Source organism: Streptomyces kanamyceticus, assembly GCF_008704495.1.
GTDB lineage: Bacteria > Actinomycetota > Actinomycetes > Streptomycetales > Streptomycetaceae > Streptomyces > Streptomyces kanamyceticus.
Genome location: NZ_CP023699.1, coordinates 6,513,866 through 6,528,666 on the forward strand (window position 1 = coordinate 6,513,866; position 14,801 = coordinate 6,528,666).

Below are 14,801 nucleotides of genomic sequence, written 5' to 3' on the forward strand. Positions count from 1 at the left end.
ACGCGAAACGGCCGCGCGGGTCCCCTGTCGCACCTGAAGGGGACCCGCACGGCCGTGGGCGGTACAGGTCAGCTGTTGCCCGCGCCGTTGCCCGAGAGGACCGGGATGTTGTCCAGGATGTGCGACAGCGGCTCGTCGCCCTTGGCCTGGGTGGAGTTCTCGGTGCACTGCTGGTTCTGCGGGGCCGACAGGACCGGGATGTCCTGGACCGCGACCGGCACGACGCCGACGAGCGAACCGATGTTGGCCTTGGCCGGGAGGCCGATGCAGGGCTTGTTCAGCGAGCCCTGGACCAGGGACATCTGCGGGCTCATGTCGCCGTGGGTGGCGGAGTTGCCGAAGCTCTGCGTCGCGCCGTTGCCGCTGGACGAGGTGGTGCCCGAGTCGTCACCGATGGCCATGGCCGAGGGCGCGGTGACGGCGGACATACCGGCGACGGACGCGGCGAGCGCGGCCGTTGCGAGCAGCTTCTTCATGGTGTGGGGTTCCCTTCGAAGACCGGCTCCGTTGTGGAGCCGCATGTCTATCAACTGAGTGGCAGCCAGGTAGTTGCGGTGAGTAGCCCGTTCAGCCGAGTGCGGTGCTCACCGTCAGTCACACGCGACCTTGTCGCCGTGGAAGATTTCCCTGCTGCCGAGCCGGGGCGGGTCGGAGGGGGCTCCCGCGGATTTGCGGGCATCGAACGCGTGACCGCGGTTCAGGGCACCGAAGACCTTGGCGGCCCGCGGCTTGTCCCAGTCCAGCGTGGCGCCGATCCCGTCCTGCGACGCGCTGAACCCGCGGATGGGGACCGTCGTGAATTCGATCTTCGAGGGCGGGAGCTCGCGCAGGGCCGTGGCCAGCGAGGCGAGCTGATCGACGGTGAACCCCTGGTCCACGCGCGAGGACCCGAGGACGGCGCGGGCCAGCCGGGCCGTGCGGAGGGGGTCGGTGAACGCGCGGTCCGAGGAGAGGGTGCGCAGGACCCCCACCAGGAAGCGCTGCTGGCGTTGGATGCGGCCGAAGTCCGCGCTGTCGTCCACGTGCCGGGACCGGACGTACTGCAGCGACTGGCCACCCGTCAGGTGATGCGTGCCCGGCGGGAGGTCCATCTTGGTGGCGAAGTCCTTGAGGCGCCGCGGGGTGCACACGCGGACGCCGCCGACCTGGTTCACGCTGTCGATGAACCGCCTGAAGTTGATCTCCAGATAGCGGTCGATCCGTACCTTCGTCATCCGCTCGATCGTGCGCACCGCGAGCCGGGGACCGCCTTCGGCGTAGGCCGCGTTGAGTTTGGCGGGATGCGCCGCACGCGTGGCGCCGGTCGCCCGGTCGCGGTGCGCGGGGATGACGGCGCGGGAGTCCCGCGGCAGACCGACGACGCTGACCCGGTCCTTCCGCGGCGATACGTGGATGAGCATGATCGTGTCGGAACAGTTGCAGCCCACGCTGCCGGTGGAGAAGCGTTCTTTCTCGGCCTTGGTGATGCCCGCGCGGGTGTCGGTTCCCAGCAGCAGGATGTTCGTGCCGGGACCGTTCTCCGGGCGGTTCGTCATGCCGTCGAAGACCGAGAGTCGCTGGGCGGGCCCCGGCGCCGCGACGGCGGTGAGCCCGGTCAGGGAAGCGGCGAGCGCGACCCCCAGGGTGATGGCGCCGAGGCACTTTCCGCCTCGTCCACGCGACGGTGCGCGGGGGGTCGTCCTCATGCTGTTCTCCGCTGGCTTGGTGAGAGGGAGGAAGTCTCGGGTCACCGTAGAACGGGATGACATGTCATTCCGCCGTGGTTCTGGCGCGGCGCACAGGAACAACTCTTTCGCCACAGCGTGCTGTTTTGATGGCGAGACGGGTTGGAACAAGAGCAGCGACTCTCCAACCAGGACGGGGAACCAATGGCTGATGGCGCAGGACGCTGGCAGAGGGTCGGGGTGATCCCGGCGAGCAGGAAGCCCCCGGAAAGCCGCACCGACCCGGTCTATGAATCCCTGATCAGAATGTGGCGCGAGCAGGGAAGGACGATTCCAGGACTTCCCGACCACGAATGGAACAGGCTGATCGAGCAGGATCCCTGGCCCCGATATTGAAAAGCACGGATTGAACAGCACAGATGGAACAGCACAGCGGGCCGCCACAGGAGGTGGCGGCCCGCTGAATTGCTGAACGTCAGTTGTTGCCCTCGCCGTTGCCGGAGAGGACCGGGATGTCGTCCAGGATGTGCGACAGCGGCTCGTCGCCCTTGGCCTGGGTCGAGTTCTCGGTGCACTGCTGGTTCTGCGGCGCCGACAGGATCGGGATGTCCTGGACCGCGACCGGCACCACGCCGACCAGGGAGCCCGCGTTCACCTTGGCGGGCAGGCCGATGCAGGGCTTGTTGAGCGAGCCCTGGATGAGGGCCATCTGCGGGCTCATGTTGCCGTACGTGGCGGAGTTGCCGAACTCCTGGATGGCGCCGTTGCCGCTCATCGTGTTGGTGCCGCCGTCGTTGCCGGTGGCGAGCGCCGTGGGGGCCGCAGCGGCCGACATGCCGACGACGGAAGCCGTGACCGCCGCAGCGGCCATAACCTTCTTGAGCACAGGGATTCCCTTCATGACTGAGCCCCGTCCGCGGAGCACCCTGAGCAACTACCCCGGCCGCGATGAGTTGCTCAGATTCACTCTGATGGCCCAAACCCCCGGCGAGGCCCGACTCGGGACCGCGCCGATCGCACGGTTTCGAAAGGCGATCCGATGGAGTGAATGGGCGGAACCAAAAGCCGCAGGGCGAGTTGGGCAGTCCGCAGTTACCTGTGGTCGGTCCAGAAAAGGAACAGCAATGCACTACAAGAAGGCAATGGCCGCGGCCGCGGTCGCCGTCTCGGTCGTCGGCATGTCGGCTGCCGCGGCTCCCACCGCGCTCGCCATCGGTGACGACGGCGGCACGACGTCGATGAGCGGCAACGACGCCAAGCAGGAGTTCGGCAACTCCGTCACCAAGGGCAACATGAGCCCGCAGCTGTCCCTCGTGCAGGGCTCGCTGAACAAGCCCTGTGTCGGCCTCCCGGTCAAGGGCAACGCGGGCGCCCTGGTCGGCCTGGTGCCGGTCGCGGTCCAGGACATCAACGTCCTCTCCGCGCCGCAGAACCAGCAGTGCACCGAGAACTCCACCCAGGCCAAGGGCGACGAGCCGCTGTCGCACATCCTGGACCAGATCCCGGTCCTCTCCGGCAACGGCGAGCACAACAGCTGATCCGCCCCACCGCGGACATCGCTCGGGCCGCCTCAGGTGAACTTCACCTGAGGCGGCCCGAGTTCTTTTTCGTGTCGCGAATTCATGTCGCGCATCACCACGGGACGTGCCGTTGCAACTCCGCCTGTGAGGCGCCTGCTTGGGTACTGGTCCGCGTTCGAGTGAACTTCCGAAATCTGCCCGTATTCCGGTTTCCTCACCCGCGAACGCTCGTTGAGTAGGACTCAGGTCACGGTGCGAGAAGGGGACCTTCCCGCCCGGTCTGCAACCGCCGTTGAGGCGTGACCCTAAAGAAGGGATTACCCGTGAAGCTCAAGAAGAGCGCGACGATCGTTGCCGGTGTCATCATGGCGCTGAGCATGGGCGCCCCGGCCTTCGCCGACTCCGGCGCCGAGGGTGCGGCCACCGGCTCCCCGGGTGTGCTCTCCGGCAACGTCGTCCAGGTGCCGGTCCACGTTCCCGTCAACGTGTGCGGCAACAGCGTCGACGTCATCGCTCTGCTGAACCCGGCGTTCGGCAACACCTGCGCCAACGACTGACGTAGCGGCCAAGCCGTCTCAGTCGCGTCGAATCCGGCCCCAGCGCTCCCCGAGTCGCTGGGGCCGGACCCCTTTACACGGGTCTGGTGCTCGGCGGTGGGGTGCGGGGGAGAACCTCGCGTACAAACGCGCGTCGGCAGGGAAGCCAGGTGCGCGAGGCTTCCCTGCCGACGTGGGAGGGATGGCAATCCAGACCGTAGGGGGATGCCGCTCATCCACGGCAATGATGCCGACGGCTGGCGGATGGCGACCCGGTCTGTCCCATGAAGCACGTCCAGTGCATCACTCGGCGACTTCAGCCAGGAACAAGGTTCACCCGTTCGCCCGATGCGTCACTCGTAAGAGGGTGGACGACACCGCGTGTCGGCCGTCCGCGCAGGTGCCGCTCGACGCCGCGGACCAGGCGCCCGGCGGTGAACGAGGCCCCGTACACGAAGCGCATGGCGGGGCCGAAACTCGAAGCCGTCGTCAGCCCGGCGAGGAAGAGCCCGGGGCAGCTCGTCTCGAACGCGTTGCTGACGTAGGGGGTTTCGTCGTCGAGGGAGTCCAGCGCGAGGCGCAGCTCGGGGGCGAGCACGTGGATGCGCCGGGTCGTCGCCCTGAACCCCGTGGCGGCGATGATGTGGTCGGTCGCGAACGAGGGGCCCTCGCCGTCCGCGCCACTGGTCCTCACCCGTACGCGACCGCCCGCGAGTTCGACGCTGTGGACCTGCCGTCCGACGAGTGTCTCGACGCCTGATTCGACCCGCTCCCTGACCCACCACGCGCCTGCCGGGCCGAGCGCCGAAGCGGCGACCTGGGCGCGCATCGGCTCGGGGAGCCGCCGGAAGAGGTGGGGCGTCCGGGCGTAGAACCAGTTGCGCCAGCCGCAGCCGAGACCGGTGTGCGGGGCGCGCATCGCCTCCCACCACGGCCGCTCCCAGGCCGGGGGCAGGGTGTTCCAGTTTACCTGCGGCGACCGGGCGAGGATCCGGACGCGGGTGCCCTGTTCGGCGAGGAGCGCGGCGGTCTCCAGCGCGGCCTGCCCCGCGCCGAGCACGGTCACGTCCTGGTCGCGGAAGCGCGCCAGATCGCCGTGGTGACTGCTGTGCGAGGCGTGCTCGGGGCCGAGGCCCCGTAGCGCGGGGGGTGTCTGGGTGAACGGCATGACGCCCACGGCCAGTGCCACGGCTCGCGCGTGGTGCACCTCGCCGTCCTGGGTGCGGGCCTCGAAGCCGCCGCCGGCGCAGGCGCGGACCGAGGCGATGAGCCGCTCGTCCACGGGTGGCGCGGCCCGCTCCGCGAACCACAGTCCGTAGGCGGAGAAGTGCCCGATGGGCAGGGGGTGTCCGTGCTCGGCGCGCAGTCCTTCACGGGCGCAGAACGCGGCCAGGCCGTAGTGCCCCGCGGGGTCGGACAGATCGGAGGCCCAGGGTTCCGACTTCAGGAACATGCCCTGGGCCATGTGGTCCCGCCAGGAGGCCATGGGGCGGCCGAAGATCCGTACGTCGAGTCCGGCCGCGGCGGCGTGCGAGGCGATCGACAGGCCGTAGGGGCCCGCTCCGACAATCAGCAGGTCATGCATCGGTGGCTGCTCGCTCTCTGTTCGGTGTGGGCAGGACGGCCGGGGCCTGCGCCGGGGTCCGCCGGGACAGGGGGGTGAGGAACAGCTGCGACCGGCGGCCGACACCGGCCCGCAGGCGCTGTCCCATGTGGCGGCGCCACAGGCGGCGTAGCGCCGCCCCCGGCGCGGGGTCGTCGTCGGCGTGCCAGGCGAGTTCACCGGCCGGTGAAGGCTCGGCCGACCGCGGCCGGGGCAGGGAGCGAAGCGCCGTGAGCGGCGCGTAGTTCTCCACCACGAACGTGCGCCCGGGGGAGGGTTGCGGGGGCGGTACGGGCCGGTGCGTCAGGCCCAGGTGGAGGGCGCGGACGACATCGGTGCCCGCCGCGTCGGCGAAGAGCCGGAACTGTGCCCCCGGGCGGGGGTTGAAGTCGATGAGGTAGAAGTCGCCGGTCGCGGCGTCCTTGCGGAAGTCCAGGTCGAAGACCCCCCGGTAGCCCAGCGCCGCGACAAGGCGCTGGGCCGTGGACCACAGCCGCGGGTTGACGGTCCACTCGCCGCTCACCGTCAGGCCCGCGGCCCGCGGCCAGGAGCGGTGCTTGCGGCCCGTCCCGCCCCCGCGCACGGTCCCGTCAGGACCCGCGCAGCCGTGTACGAACCAGTCCGCGTCCCGTACGCCGGGCACGAACGCCTGCAACAGCAGACGGCAGCCCGCCTCGGCCCCGCGCGCGAAGAGCTGCTCGGCCTCGCGCGCCGAGCCGATCACCGTCGTACTGCGCAGCCCGACGCCCTGCGGCAGCGTCCAGGGGCGGCTCCACTTGGCCACGGTGGGCACGCCCAGGAGCGCCACGGCGCCCGCGGCCTCGGCTGCCGACTCCGGCACCAGGGTCACCGGATGGGCCACCCCCGCCTGCGCGCAGACCTGCGCCAGGGTCGCCTTGTCCGCCACCCGCTCGGCCACGCCACCGGCCCGCCCCGGCAGCAGGTAGCGGCTGCTCAGGTCCTCGTGCAGGGCGCTGATGGCCAGGGCGCTGATGTCGTCCATGGGGATCAGGACGGCCGGGGCGCTCACGCGTGTCGCGACCGAGCGCAGCACGGCGGCCACCTCCGGGAGCGAGGCACCGGGCGAGGGCGGTGGGTGCATCTGGTGCAGGTACCGGGACTGCTGCACGGGGCTGCCGTGGTCGTCGGCCACGAGGTGGACCTCCACGCCCGCGCGTCCCAGGGAACGCACGGCACCCAGAGTTCCATGATGAAAAGGATTCCTGTCGATCCGCAGGAGGACAGCAGGAGTTCGCGTGTCCAGAGGCTGCAAAGTCACCCTTACTGTTCGATCGCCCAAGCGGGCGATATAGGGGAACGGGGGATTAAGGACTCGATTGGCGTAATAGATATAAATATGACGGTCTATTAGCTATCGGATGGCTCGGGAACGAGGAGAAGTCATGGCCCCAGAGCGTCGCCAGCGCGGCAAACGACTTGCTTTCATCGCGGGCGGAATCATCTCGTCGGTGGCCTTGGCCTGTGCGCCGGGATACACGGTGGGCATCGTGCGCGACGGTGAACCACCACCTGCCGCCGCCACGCCCCTGACGCCCGAGGTCCCTTCGGTGCCCACTCCCGCGGAGCCCGTGCCTTCGGTGCCCACGCCGGAGGTGCCCACGCCGTTCGTCCCCGCGCCGCAGACTCCGCCGGCCCCGGCGGAACCGACGGATCCGGCGGCGTCCACGTCGCCGAGCGCCGCCCCCGCCCCGGCCAAGGCTCCCGCCATCGGCGCGTACCTGGACTTCGGTCCGCGCGGCGTACGGCGCATCGAGCAGCTCAGCGAGTGGCTCGACGGAACCGAACTGAGGGTCGGGCACACGTACCTCCCCGGTGACCGCTGGAACAACATCGAGGGGTCGCCGGGATTCCTCGAGGACTGGGCGAAATGGCGCCAGGAGAAGGACGACAGGATGTTCGTCCTCAATGTGCCGATGCTGGAGAAGAACGAGGAAGGCGTCGGCGACACCGAAGTCGCCGCGCTCCTGAAGCAGGGCGCGGCCGGTGATTTCGACAGCCACTTCACCAAGCTGGCCGAACGCCTCGTCGCTCTCGGGGTGCCCGACACGGTGATCGTGCTGGGCTGGGAGATGAACGGCACGACGTACACCCATCGTTGTGGCCCGGACCCGGAGTCCTGGAAGACGTACTGGAAGAAAATCGTCACCGCGATGCGTGCGGTTCCCGGACAGAAGTTCTCGTTCGACTTCACGCCGAGCAGAGGCCGCGACGCCGTCCCCTGGACCGACTGCTACCCGGGTGACGACGTCGTCGACATCGTCGGCATGGACTCCTACGACCAGCCCCGCGGCATGTCCTTCGACGAGCAGGTCAAGGAGCCCTACGGACTGCAGGCGCACGTCGATTTCGCCGCGGCCCACAACAAGCCCGTCTCCTACCCCGAGTGGGGGCTCTTCCGTAACGGCGACAACGAGGAGTACATGCGCCGGATGCTGGAGTGGATGGACGAGAAGAAGCCGCTGTACAACACGGTCACCGACTACTGTCCGCACGGCGTGTGGCAGTGCAAGCAGAACCCGGAAGCCTCGGAGGTGTACCGGAAACTGCTCTCCGGCCGCACCGAGAACCCGACTCCCGAGCCGACCGAGCCCGTGACGCCGCCGACCTGCTCGCCGCTGGAACTCGGCGACTGGGTCGAGTACTGGCTGGGCGGCAAGCTGTGCGTCCGGTTCGACTGGTGGCAGGAGAAGAACCGCTCGTGAGGCGAGGGAGCACCGCGGTGGCGCGGGCCGTCATGACGAGGCCCCGCCGTCGCGGTGCTCACCGCGGCGCTGCCGCTGCTGCCGGAGCCACTGGCGGGCGGCCGCGTCACCGGACGCGGCGCACAGCAACGGCGCCGTTCTCCTGCGGGCGAGGAGGAACCGCTGATTGGTGACCGGCTCGGGACGCCAGTGCTGCTTGTAGGGCTCGGTGCCGCGCAACAGGCTCAGGGCGCGCGGGTGTTCGCCACCGGTGTGCCGCGTGCAGGCCTCCAGGAGCATCGTGGCGACATCCACCTTGCGCTCCCTGAGCTGCGGATCGGCGCCGTACAGATAGCCGCCCGCCAGCGTGTCCGAGAGCAGGGTCAGGTCCGCCGCCACCACCTGCCCGTCGAGGCGGAACTCGGTCACCACCGCCTCACCGGCCGCCACCATCGGCCGCATCGAGCGCAGCAGATGCTCGCGGAACCGCGGCTGCAGGTGCTCGGAGGTCACCTTGCGGCCGCGCCACTGCAACTGGTGCAGGTGCAGCAGGGTGCGCACCGACTGCTCGACGTCCGTACAGGGCACGATGCGGCTCTCCACACCCAGCGCCGCCAGCTTGCGCATCTTGGCGCGAGTGCGCTGCGCGCGCGGTGCGGGCAGGCGCTTGAGCAGGTCCTCCATCGGCATGGCGGGCAGTTCCAGGCACGCCGAGTCGACCAGGGTCTTCTTGGGTCCCGGCCAGTCCCGGTAGATGTCCTCGACGCAGGCGCCTGGCCGGGCCTCGCGGAAGTCGAGCAGCGCGGTGCGGGCCAGGCCGAACAGGGCCGCCCTGAGCGCCCGCGCCCCTTCCTCGCGGCGGGCGTCGTCCACCAGCACGTCGGTGAAGTCGGAGATCGCGCCGCCCAGCGGCTTCAGCGCCGGAATGGGACGGTGCACCCGCATCAGCGGCGCCGCCGCCACGAGCCGGTCCTCCTCGTCACGGACCAGGAGCACCCGCAGCGTCCCGCGTCGGCCGTAGGAGTGCCACCACGAGGACAGCCACGCGTGGCTCTGGAACGGCGTCGCCGCCCCGCACGCCCGGTACAGCCGACCCCACGGTGCGGCGAGCGCCGCGAACGCGTCCTTGTCGACGCAGAGTTCCGCCCGCAGAGCGGGAGCGGAGGCCGCCCTCACGCGTTGCTCCTGACCAGGCCTGAGGCCGGACCGGGAACGGCCGCCGCGCTGGCCGCCTCCGCGCGCCTGCGCGGGCGGACCAGCAGCGCGAGACCGCCGATGAGGCCGCCCGCGCAGCCGCCCACCAGCACGCTCACCCCGGTGGAGAGCGAGGTGGGCTCGGTGGGCGGCACCGCACGCGAGAACGCGAGCAGTTTGACCCGGGTGCTGTCCTTGGCGTGGTTGGCGCTGCTCGCCAGCGAGCGTGCCACCGCGTTGGCGGTGATCGCGGCCTCCCCGGGGCGGTCCGCCGACGCCGATACGGCGATCATCGGAGCGTCCGGCGAGGTGGCCACCTGCACGCGGTCCCGCAGTTCGGCGGCCGACATGCCCGCGGCCACCTGGGCGTCGCCGAGCACCGCGAGCTGCGTCGCCACCCGGCCGTACGCCTGCGCGAACCCGAGCGCCGTGGCGGGATCCGACCGCTCCTGCGGCACGGCGATGACGTAGCTCGTCGCCGTGTACTGGGGGGTGTGCAGCACGCCGTATCCGGCACCGGCGAGTGCGCCGAGCGCCGCACAGGCGGGCAGGGCCCACCAGCGGGGCAGCCGGGCGGCGCGGGCGCGCAGGGCGCCCGTGCGGGGGCGCTCGGTTGCGGAGTCGTTCATCAAGGACTCACCTTCGGGGTCAGGCCCGAGACAACTGAGGCATAGACGTCCATCAGCTGGTCGGCGCTGCGGGTGATGCTGTAGTGCCGCACGGCGGCCGCCGCCGTGCGGTGCGAGAGGTCCCGGCCGCGGAGGCGGAAGAGGACCTGCGCGAAGGCGTCCGGATCGCTCGGGCAGTGCGAGGCGTTGGCCTGTTCGCCCGGGCGCAGGTCGTCGAGGGGGAGGCCGTCGATGGCGGGGCACGAGGTGTAGAGCACGGGCAGTCCGTTGGCCAGACCTTCGACCAGCGCGAGCCCGAAGGCCTCCTCCGGGGAGGGGGAGGCCAGCGCGTCCATCGCCGCGAGCAGCGACGGCAGGTCCGGCGCGCGTCCGGCCGCGCGGCCGTCCTCGTGCTCCGCCTCGCCGACGAAGCGCACCCGGTCGGCCAGGGCGAGCCGGTCGGCGAGCCGCCGCAGTTCCTGCTCCTGGTCACCGGCGCCCACCAGCAGGACCACGACGTCGTCGGGCAGTTGGGACGCGGCACGCAGCAGGACGTCGAAGCGCTTGCCGCGCGTCAGCCGTCCCACGCCGCCGACGACGAAGGCGTGCTCGGGCAGGTCCAGGTGCTCGCGGGTCCTGGCGCGGGCGTCCGGGTCGAACAGGAAGCGATCGACGTCGATGCCGTTCGGCACCACCCGGATCCGCTGCCGAGGCACGCCCCAGCGGTGCAGCCGCTGCCCGACGGCCGGGGAGACGGCGACCGTCATCCGGCCGAGGCGCTCGCCGGTCAGGTAGAGCCCGCGGACGCCCGCCGTCAGCCTGCGGCCTTCCATCTGGGTGTCTCCCAGCGAGTGTTCCGTGGCCACCACGGCGCGTACCCCGGCCGTCCGCGCCGCGATGCGCCCGTAGAGGCAGGCCCGGAAGAGGTGGGTGTGGACCAGGTCGTAGCGGCCGCCCTTGATGAGCCGGGAGAGGCGGGGCAGTGCCGCGACGTCCCGGTTGCCGGACATGCCGAGGTCGCTCACGCGCGCGGACCCGTCGGCCACGATGCCGTCCGCCACCGTGCCCGCGTTGGTCAGCGTGATGACGTCGCAGTCCGCGGGCTGGTGCCTGAGCAGCAGCCGCAGTTGCTGCTCCGCGCCGCCCATGCCGAGTCCGGTGATGATGTGCAGCACCCTCATCCGGTCACCGCCGCCCGGTCGAAGGCGCGGCCCCTGAGCCGGTTCGTCCACACCTTCAGGGCCAGTCGCGGTGGCGTGTCGCCCTGCCCGATGTGGACCCGGGGCAGCGCGAGAGGGCCGCGGAGCGCGCCCGGATCGATGGCGCAGGCGTAGCGGTATCCGGCGTCGCGCACGGCGGCCACCACGCGCTCGTCCACGTGCCCGTAGGGGTAGCAGAAGCCCCGCACCTCGGCGCCGGTCAGTTCGCTCAGCTTCGCGCGGCTGTCGTCGACCTCGCGCCGCAGCAACTGGTCGTCGGCCAGGGTCAGATCGACGTGGGTGAGCCCGTGCGAGGCGATCTCCATGCCGCTCTCCGCCACGTGCCGGATGCCGTCGGCGCCCAGGAGCGGTTTGCGCGGGCCCAGCGGGTCCCACGCGTTGTCACCGTCGAGGCGGCCGGGCAGGACGAACACGGTGGCCGTGCAGTCGTGGCGCCGCAGCACGGGCAGCGCCTGTTCGACGAAGTCGCGGTACCCGTCGTCGAAGGTGAGCCCCACCAGATTGCGCTGCTCGCCCCGGGCGCACGCCTCCATCAGCTCCCGCATCGACACCCCGCGCAGCCCCCGGCGCCGCAGCCACCGCAGCTGGGCGTCGAGGCGCTGGGGCGAGACGGTGATCCGGTACGGGTCCTCGGAGGCGTTCTCCACGGAGTGGTACATCGCCACCCACGCGGGGGTGTTGGGCGGGCGGCGAAGGAGGAAGGGCTCCGCCCCGTGCGGGGCGTTCGGTCTGAGGTCAACGGGCATGGCGGAGCCTTCCTGTGACGGAGCGGACGACGGACGGCCAGGGCTGCGCCCGCAGGGCCAGACCGAGGAGCACGAAGGAGACGGTGACCACCGCGCTGCCCGCCACGACGGCGAGGAGCGGCCCCGCCATCCGTTGGGCGCAGAGCGCGCCGAGTACCGCGGCGACGGCCGCGGCCAGCGCGAGCCTGGCCAGCTGCCCCACCACCGCGCGGGTCCTGACGGGTACGGTGCGCGGCCCGAGGCCCCGCAGCAGCAGCGCCGCGGTCACGCAGATGCCGGTCGCGTTCGCCCCCGCGATGCCGTAGACGCCCCACGTGCCCACGCTCAGGAAGCCGAGCCCGGCCGTGGCGAGGACCCCGATGAACATCGAGAACAGCGGGACCCAGGTGGTGCGGGCGACGGAGAAGTAGGCGCGGGCGAGTGCCCCCACCAACGTGTGCCCCAGCAGCCCGAGCGTGTACACGCGCATGACCGCCGCCGTGGCGGCGGTGTCCCGGGCCCCGAAGGCGCCGCGCTGGAAGAGCAGTTCGATGAGCGCGGGCGCAGTGGCGATGACCGCGGCCGCTCCGAGCAGCACGATGCAGCCCGCCAGGACGAGATCGCGTTCGACGCGGTCGCGGGCCCGCTCGATCTCGCCGTCGGCCAGGGCGCGGGCGACCACGGGGAAGGTGACGGTGCACAGCATGAGGGAGAGCACCATCGGCATCTGCGCCACCTTCTGGGCGTAGTTCAGGTGCGAGATGGCCCCGGCGGGCAGCGACGACGCGAGGAACCGCTCGATGAGGACCTGCGACTGGCGGCAGAGCGCGAACAGCAGGACCGTCCAGATGATCGCGCTCTGCATGGTCGGCGCCGTCGGCCCCGGCGCCTTGGCGGGGTTCGGGATGAACACCTTCGGGCCGCGCCGGAGCTGACGCCACAGGGACGGCGCCTGCGCCGCCACCATGAGCACGCCGCCCACCGCGACGCCCGCCGCGGCGGCCCGGATGCCCCAGCGGCCCGCCAGGACGAACAGCGCCGCGATGATCGCGGTGTTGTAGGCCACGTAGACCGTCGCGGGGGCCACGAACCGCCGGTGCGCCCGCAGCGCGGCGCTGCAGTACCCCGTGAGGCCGAAGGTGAGGGCGCAGGTGGCGGTCAACCGGGTGCAGTCGACGGCCAGTTGGGGGTCGGGGAGGCCGGGGGCGAGCAGCGCGACGATGTACGGCGCCGCGGCGATCAGCGCGAGGGCCGTGGCCGCGAAGCACAGCGTCATCCGCGGCAACGACGTCCGCACCAGCGCCCGCACCGGGTCCCCGTGCGGAGTGTCCGCGCGGCGGGCGAGCGCCAGACTGAACGCGGGGACGAGGAAGAAGGCGAGCCCGTCCTCGATGAGCAGCGTCGCCGCCAGTTCCGGCAGCGTCCAGGCGACCAGGAAGGCGTCGGTGTCGGTGCCGGCGCCGAAGTAGTGCGCGAGCGCCTGGTCGCGTACGAGCCCCAGCAGCGATCCCGCCACCGAGAGCGCGGCGGTGACCAGCGCCGCCTTGGCGAGGAACGAGCCGCTGCTGGCCTTGTCCCTCGCGGGTGGCGCGGGCGGCGGCGCGAGGTCCACCACCGCCTGCGGCTCTGTAGTCACCGCGCCGCCGCCTCTCCCGGCAGCGCGCGGGCGCCCACGGCCCACCAGGCCGCGAGACCGAACGCGACCGCGGTCAGCACGGTGGAGGGCCCGCCGATGTCCGCGTACACGAAGTCGACCAGCTGCCAGACGAGCAGCCCGCACGCCAGCAGCGCGCAGTCCAGTTCGGGACCGCCCGCGCCCGCCCGGCGCGGCCGCTGCCGCGCCCAGCGGCGCAGCGCGCACACCAGCACGGCCAGCCAGCTGCCCGCCAGTGCGGCGAGACCGATGAGACCCTGCTCGCTGAGGACGAGCAGGTACATGTTGTGCGGCGAAAGCAGCGGCTGTCGTACGAAATCGCTGCCGGCGCCCGCGGTGTCGCTGCCGGAGGACAGGGCGAGCGAGGCATGGCCGTCCCGGTGCTCGGGGAATCCCTTGAGCCCGACCCCGGTCATCGGCTGCGCGCGCCACATGTCGACCGAGGCCGCCCACATCGTGTACCGGTCGGTGACCGACTGGTCGGGGGTGTCCGTGACCTGGGTGATGCTGCTCAGGCGTTCCTGCAGCATCGCGGAGCCCACGCCGAGCCCCGCCACCAGGACCACGGCGGCCGCGCCACCGGCGAGGAGCACCCGGCCCGCCCGCCGTACCCCGGCGAGGAAGAGGACAGCGGCGCAGGCCACCGCGGTCGCGATCCACGCGCCGCGGCTGAAGGACAGCGCGAGCGGAACGGCGAGCAGGGCCGCGCAGAGAACCGCGGCGGACCGCTGGCGCCGCGCGCCGGGCCGGAAGGCGAGCGCCAGGGAGCTGACGAGTCCGTACGAGACGACGGTCGCCATTCCCATGACGTCCGTCGAACCGAACGTGCCCACCGCGCGGATGTCCTCGCCCATGTACGAGGCGCCGGTCCCGGTGAGGTACTGGTGTACGCCCAGGGCGCCCTGCCACAGCGCAAGGCCGATGAACGACCAGGCCAGCAGGCGGAAGTGGTGCGCGCCCCGGATCAGGATCAGCACCGCGGCCGGTACAAGGACGAAGATCTGCAGGTAGCGCGCGGCCCCGGGGACCCCGGTCGCGGCGGACGCGGCACCGCACGCGGCCACGGTGATGCCGACGACGGGAAGCGCGAGGAGCACCGCGGCCGTGCGCGTCAGTGGCCGCCGTCGGCCGCGCAGGACGAATACGACGCAGTAGCCGACGACAAGGGCCGAGACCGCGTCGGCGACGGTTCCCGCGCCGGAGGTGTCGGCGGCGGACGGCGGCGGCACGGCGAGCAGCGCGACCACCAGGACGACGGGCAGGACCGGAGCGTACCGGGCGAGCGCGCGCAGGACGGTGGCGCGCGGCCCGGCAGGGCGCGCGGCACGTGCCGCGTCAGCGGCGGGCCAGGAGCGGAGTGCGGACTCGGTCACCG

The 14,801-nt window shown here is 71.6% G+C and carries 14 protein-coding genes; 3 read left to right on the forward strand and 11 right to left on the reverse strand.

All coding sequences use genetic code 11. The annotated features are described in order from the left end of the window. Positions 1 to 68: 68 nt before the first annotated feature. From CP970_RS28090 to CP970_RS28105, 3 genes are all read right to left on the reverse strand, one after another. Complete coding sequence (locus tag CP970_RS28090; protein WP_055543771.1) at positions 69 to 476, reverse strand: rodlin; 408 nt, start codon at positions 474 to 476, stop codon at positions 69 to 71. A 114-nt stretch (positions 477 to 590) separates the two neighbouring features. Continuing rightward, positions 591 to 1,685: an LCP family protein gene (locus CP970_RS28095; protein ID WP_055543770.1), complete on the reverse strand. Its 1,095-nt coding sequence runs from the start codon at positions 1,683 to 1,685 to the stop codon at positions 591 to 593. Positions 1,686 to 2,139: 454 nt separating this feature from the next. Then, entirely contained in the window at positions 2,140 to 2,550 is a 411-nt protein-coding gene (locus CP970_RS28105; protein WP_055543769.1) for a rodlin, read from the reverse strand. Positions 2,551 to 2,788: 238 nt separating this feature from the next. On the opposite strand from CP970_RS28105, the gene CP970_RS28110 reads away from it, so the two are divergent. Together CP970_RS28110 and CP970_RS28115 are read left to right on the forward strand one after the other, a co-directional pair. Then, the gene (locus CP970_RS28110; protein WP_055543768.1) at positions 2,789 to 3,202 is read left to right on the forward strand and encodes a rodlin; all 414 of its coding nucleotides are present in this window, start codon (positions 2,789 to 2,791) and stop codon (positions 3,200 to 3,202) included. Positions 3,203 to 3,549: 347 nt separating this feature from the next. Then, positions 3,550 to 3,741, forward strand: a complete 192-nt coding sequence (locus CP970_RS28115) for a chaplin (RefSeq protein ID WP_055543795.1) — start codon at positions 3,550 to 3,552, stop codon at positions 3,739 to 3,741. 295 nt (positions 3,742 to 4,036) lie between these two features. On the opposite strand, the gene CP970_RS28120 is transcribed toward CP970_RS28115, so the two are convergent. Continuing rightward, positions 4,037 to 5,305 carry an NAD(P)-binding domain-containing protein gene (locus tag CP970_RS28120; RefSeq protein WP_055543767.1) on the reverse strand — a complete coding sequence of 423 codons (1,269 nt, stop codon included), beginning with the start codon at positions 5,303 to 5,305 and terminating at the stop codon, positions 4,037 to 4,039. After that, positions 5,298 to 6,596 (reverse strand): carboxylate--amine ligase, encoded by a 1,299-nt coding sequence (locus CP970_RS28125; protein WP_079043132.1) that lies wholly within the window; start codon positions 6,594 to 6,596, stop codon positions 5,298 to 5,300. The genes CP970_RS28120 and CP970_RS28125 overlap by 8 nt, the downstream gene beginning before the upstream one ends. A 130-nt stretch (positions 6,597 to 6,726) precedes the next feature. Between CP970_RS28125 and CP970_RS28130 the strand changes: the two genes are divergently transcribed. Further along, the gene (locus CP970_RS28130; protein WP_055543765.1) at positions 6,727 to 8,046 is read left to right on the forward strand and encodes a glycoside hydrolase family 26 protein; all 1,320 of its coding nucleotides are present in this window, start codon (positions 6,727 to 6,729) and stop codon (positions 8,044 to 8,046) included. Between the two features lie 30 nt (positions 8,047 to 8,076). Here the strand turns inward: CP970_RS28130 and CP970_RS28135 are convergent, their stop codons facing one another. From CP970_RS28135 to CP970_RS28160, 6 genes are read right to left on the reverse strand one after another with little or no spacing between them, the layout of a single operon-like run. Next, on the reverse strand, positions 8,077 to 9,201 hold the full coding sequence (locus CP970_RS28135; RefSeq protein WP_224058757.1) for a GNAT family N-acetyltransferase: 1,125 nt from the start codon (positions 9,199 to 9,201) through the stop codon (positions 8,077 to 8,079). After that, a complete protein-coding gene (locus CP970_RS28140) occupies positions 9,198 to 9,848 on the reverse strand; it encodes a YveK family protein (RefSeq protein WP_055543764.1) in 651 nt (216 codons plus the stop codon). The genes CP970_RS28135 and CP970_RS28140 overlap by 4 nt, the downstream gene beginning before the upstream one ends. Next, the gene (locus CP970_RS28145; protein ID WP_055543763.1) at positions 9,848 to 11,008 is read right to left on the reverse strand and encodes a glycosyltransferase; all 1,161 of its coding nucleotides are present in this window, start codon (positions 11,006 to 11,008) and stop codon (positions 9,848 to 9,850) included. Before CP970_RS28145 ends, CP970_RS28140 begins: the two co-directional genes overlap by 1 nt. Then, positions 11,005 to 11,793, reverse strand: a complete 789-nt coding sequence (locus CP970_RS28150; protein WP_224058758.1) for a polysaccharide deacetylase family protein — start codon at positions 11,791 to 11,793, stop codon at positions 11,005 to 11,007. Before CP970_RS28150 ends, CP970_RS28145 begins: the two co-directional genes overlap by 4 nt. Beyond that, complete coding sequence (locus CP970_RS28155) at positions 11,783 to 13,408, reverse strand: lipid II flippase MurJ (protein WP_079043135.1); 1,626 nt, start codon at positions 13,406 to 13,408, stop codon at positions 11,783 to 11,785. Before CP970_RS28155 ends, CP970_RS28150 begins: the two co-directional genes overlap by 11 nt. Beyond that, complete coding sequence (locus CP970_RS28160; RefSeq protein ID WP_079043131.1) at positions 13,405 to 14,799, reverse strand: O-antigen ligase family protein; 1,395 nt, start codon at positions 14,797 to 14,799, stop codon at positions 13,405 to 13,407. The genes CP970_RS28155 and CP970_RS28160 overlap by 4 nt, the downstream gene beginning before the upstream one ends. Positions 14,800 to 14,801: the final 2 nt, after the last annotated feature.

What these genes read in the sequence shown, in the direction of transcription:
- CP970_RS28090 (WP_055543771.1), bottom strand. Translation starts at nt 476, where the DNA reads ATGAAGAAGCTGCTCGCAACGGCCGCGCTCGCCGCGTCCGTCGCCGGT.
- CP970_RS28095 (WP_055543770.1), bottom strand. Translation starts at nt 1,685, where the DNA reads ATGAGGACGACCCCCCGCGCACCGTCGCGTGGACGAGGCGGAAAGTGC.
- CP970_RS28110 (WP_055543768.1), top strand. Translation starts at nt 2,789, where the DNA reads ATGCACTACAAGAAGGCAATGGCCGCGGCCGCGGTCGCCGTCTCGGTC.
- CP970_RS28115 (WP_055543795.1), top strand. Translation starts at nt 3,550, where the DNA reads ATGGCGCTGAGCATGGGCGCCCCGGCCTTCGCCGACTCCGGCGCCGAG.
- CP970_RS28120 (WP_055543767.1), bottom strand. Translation starts at nt 5,305, where the DNA reads ATGCATGACCTGCTGATTGTCGGAGCGGGCCCCTACGGCCTGTCGATC.
- CP970_RS28130 (WP_055543765.1), top strand. Translation starts at nt 6,727, where the DNA reads ATGGCCCCAGAGCGTCGCCAGCGCGGCAAACGACTTGCTTTCATCGCG.
- CP970_RS28140 (WP_055543764.1), bottom strand. Translation starts at nt 9,848, where the DNA reads ATGAACGACTCCGCAACCGAGCGCCCCCGCACGGGCGCCCTGCGCGCC.
- CP970_RS28145 (WP_055543763.1), bottom strand. Translation starts at nt 11,008, where the DNA reads ATGAGGGTGCTGCACATCATCACCGGACTCGGCATGGGCGGCGCGGAG.
- CP970_RS28150 (WP_224058758.1), bottom strand. Translation starts at nt 11,793, where the DNA reads ATGCCCGTTGACCTCAGACCGAACGCCCCGCACGGGGCGGAGCCCTTC.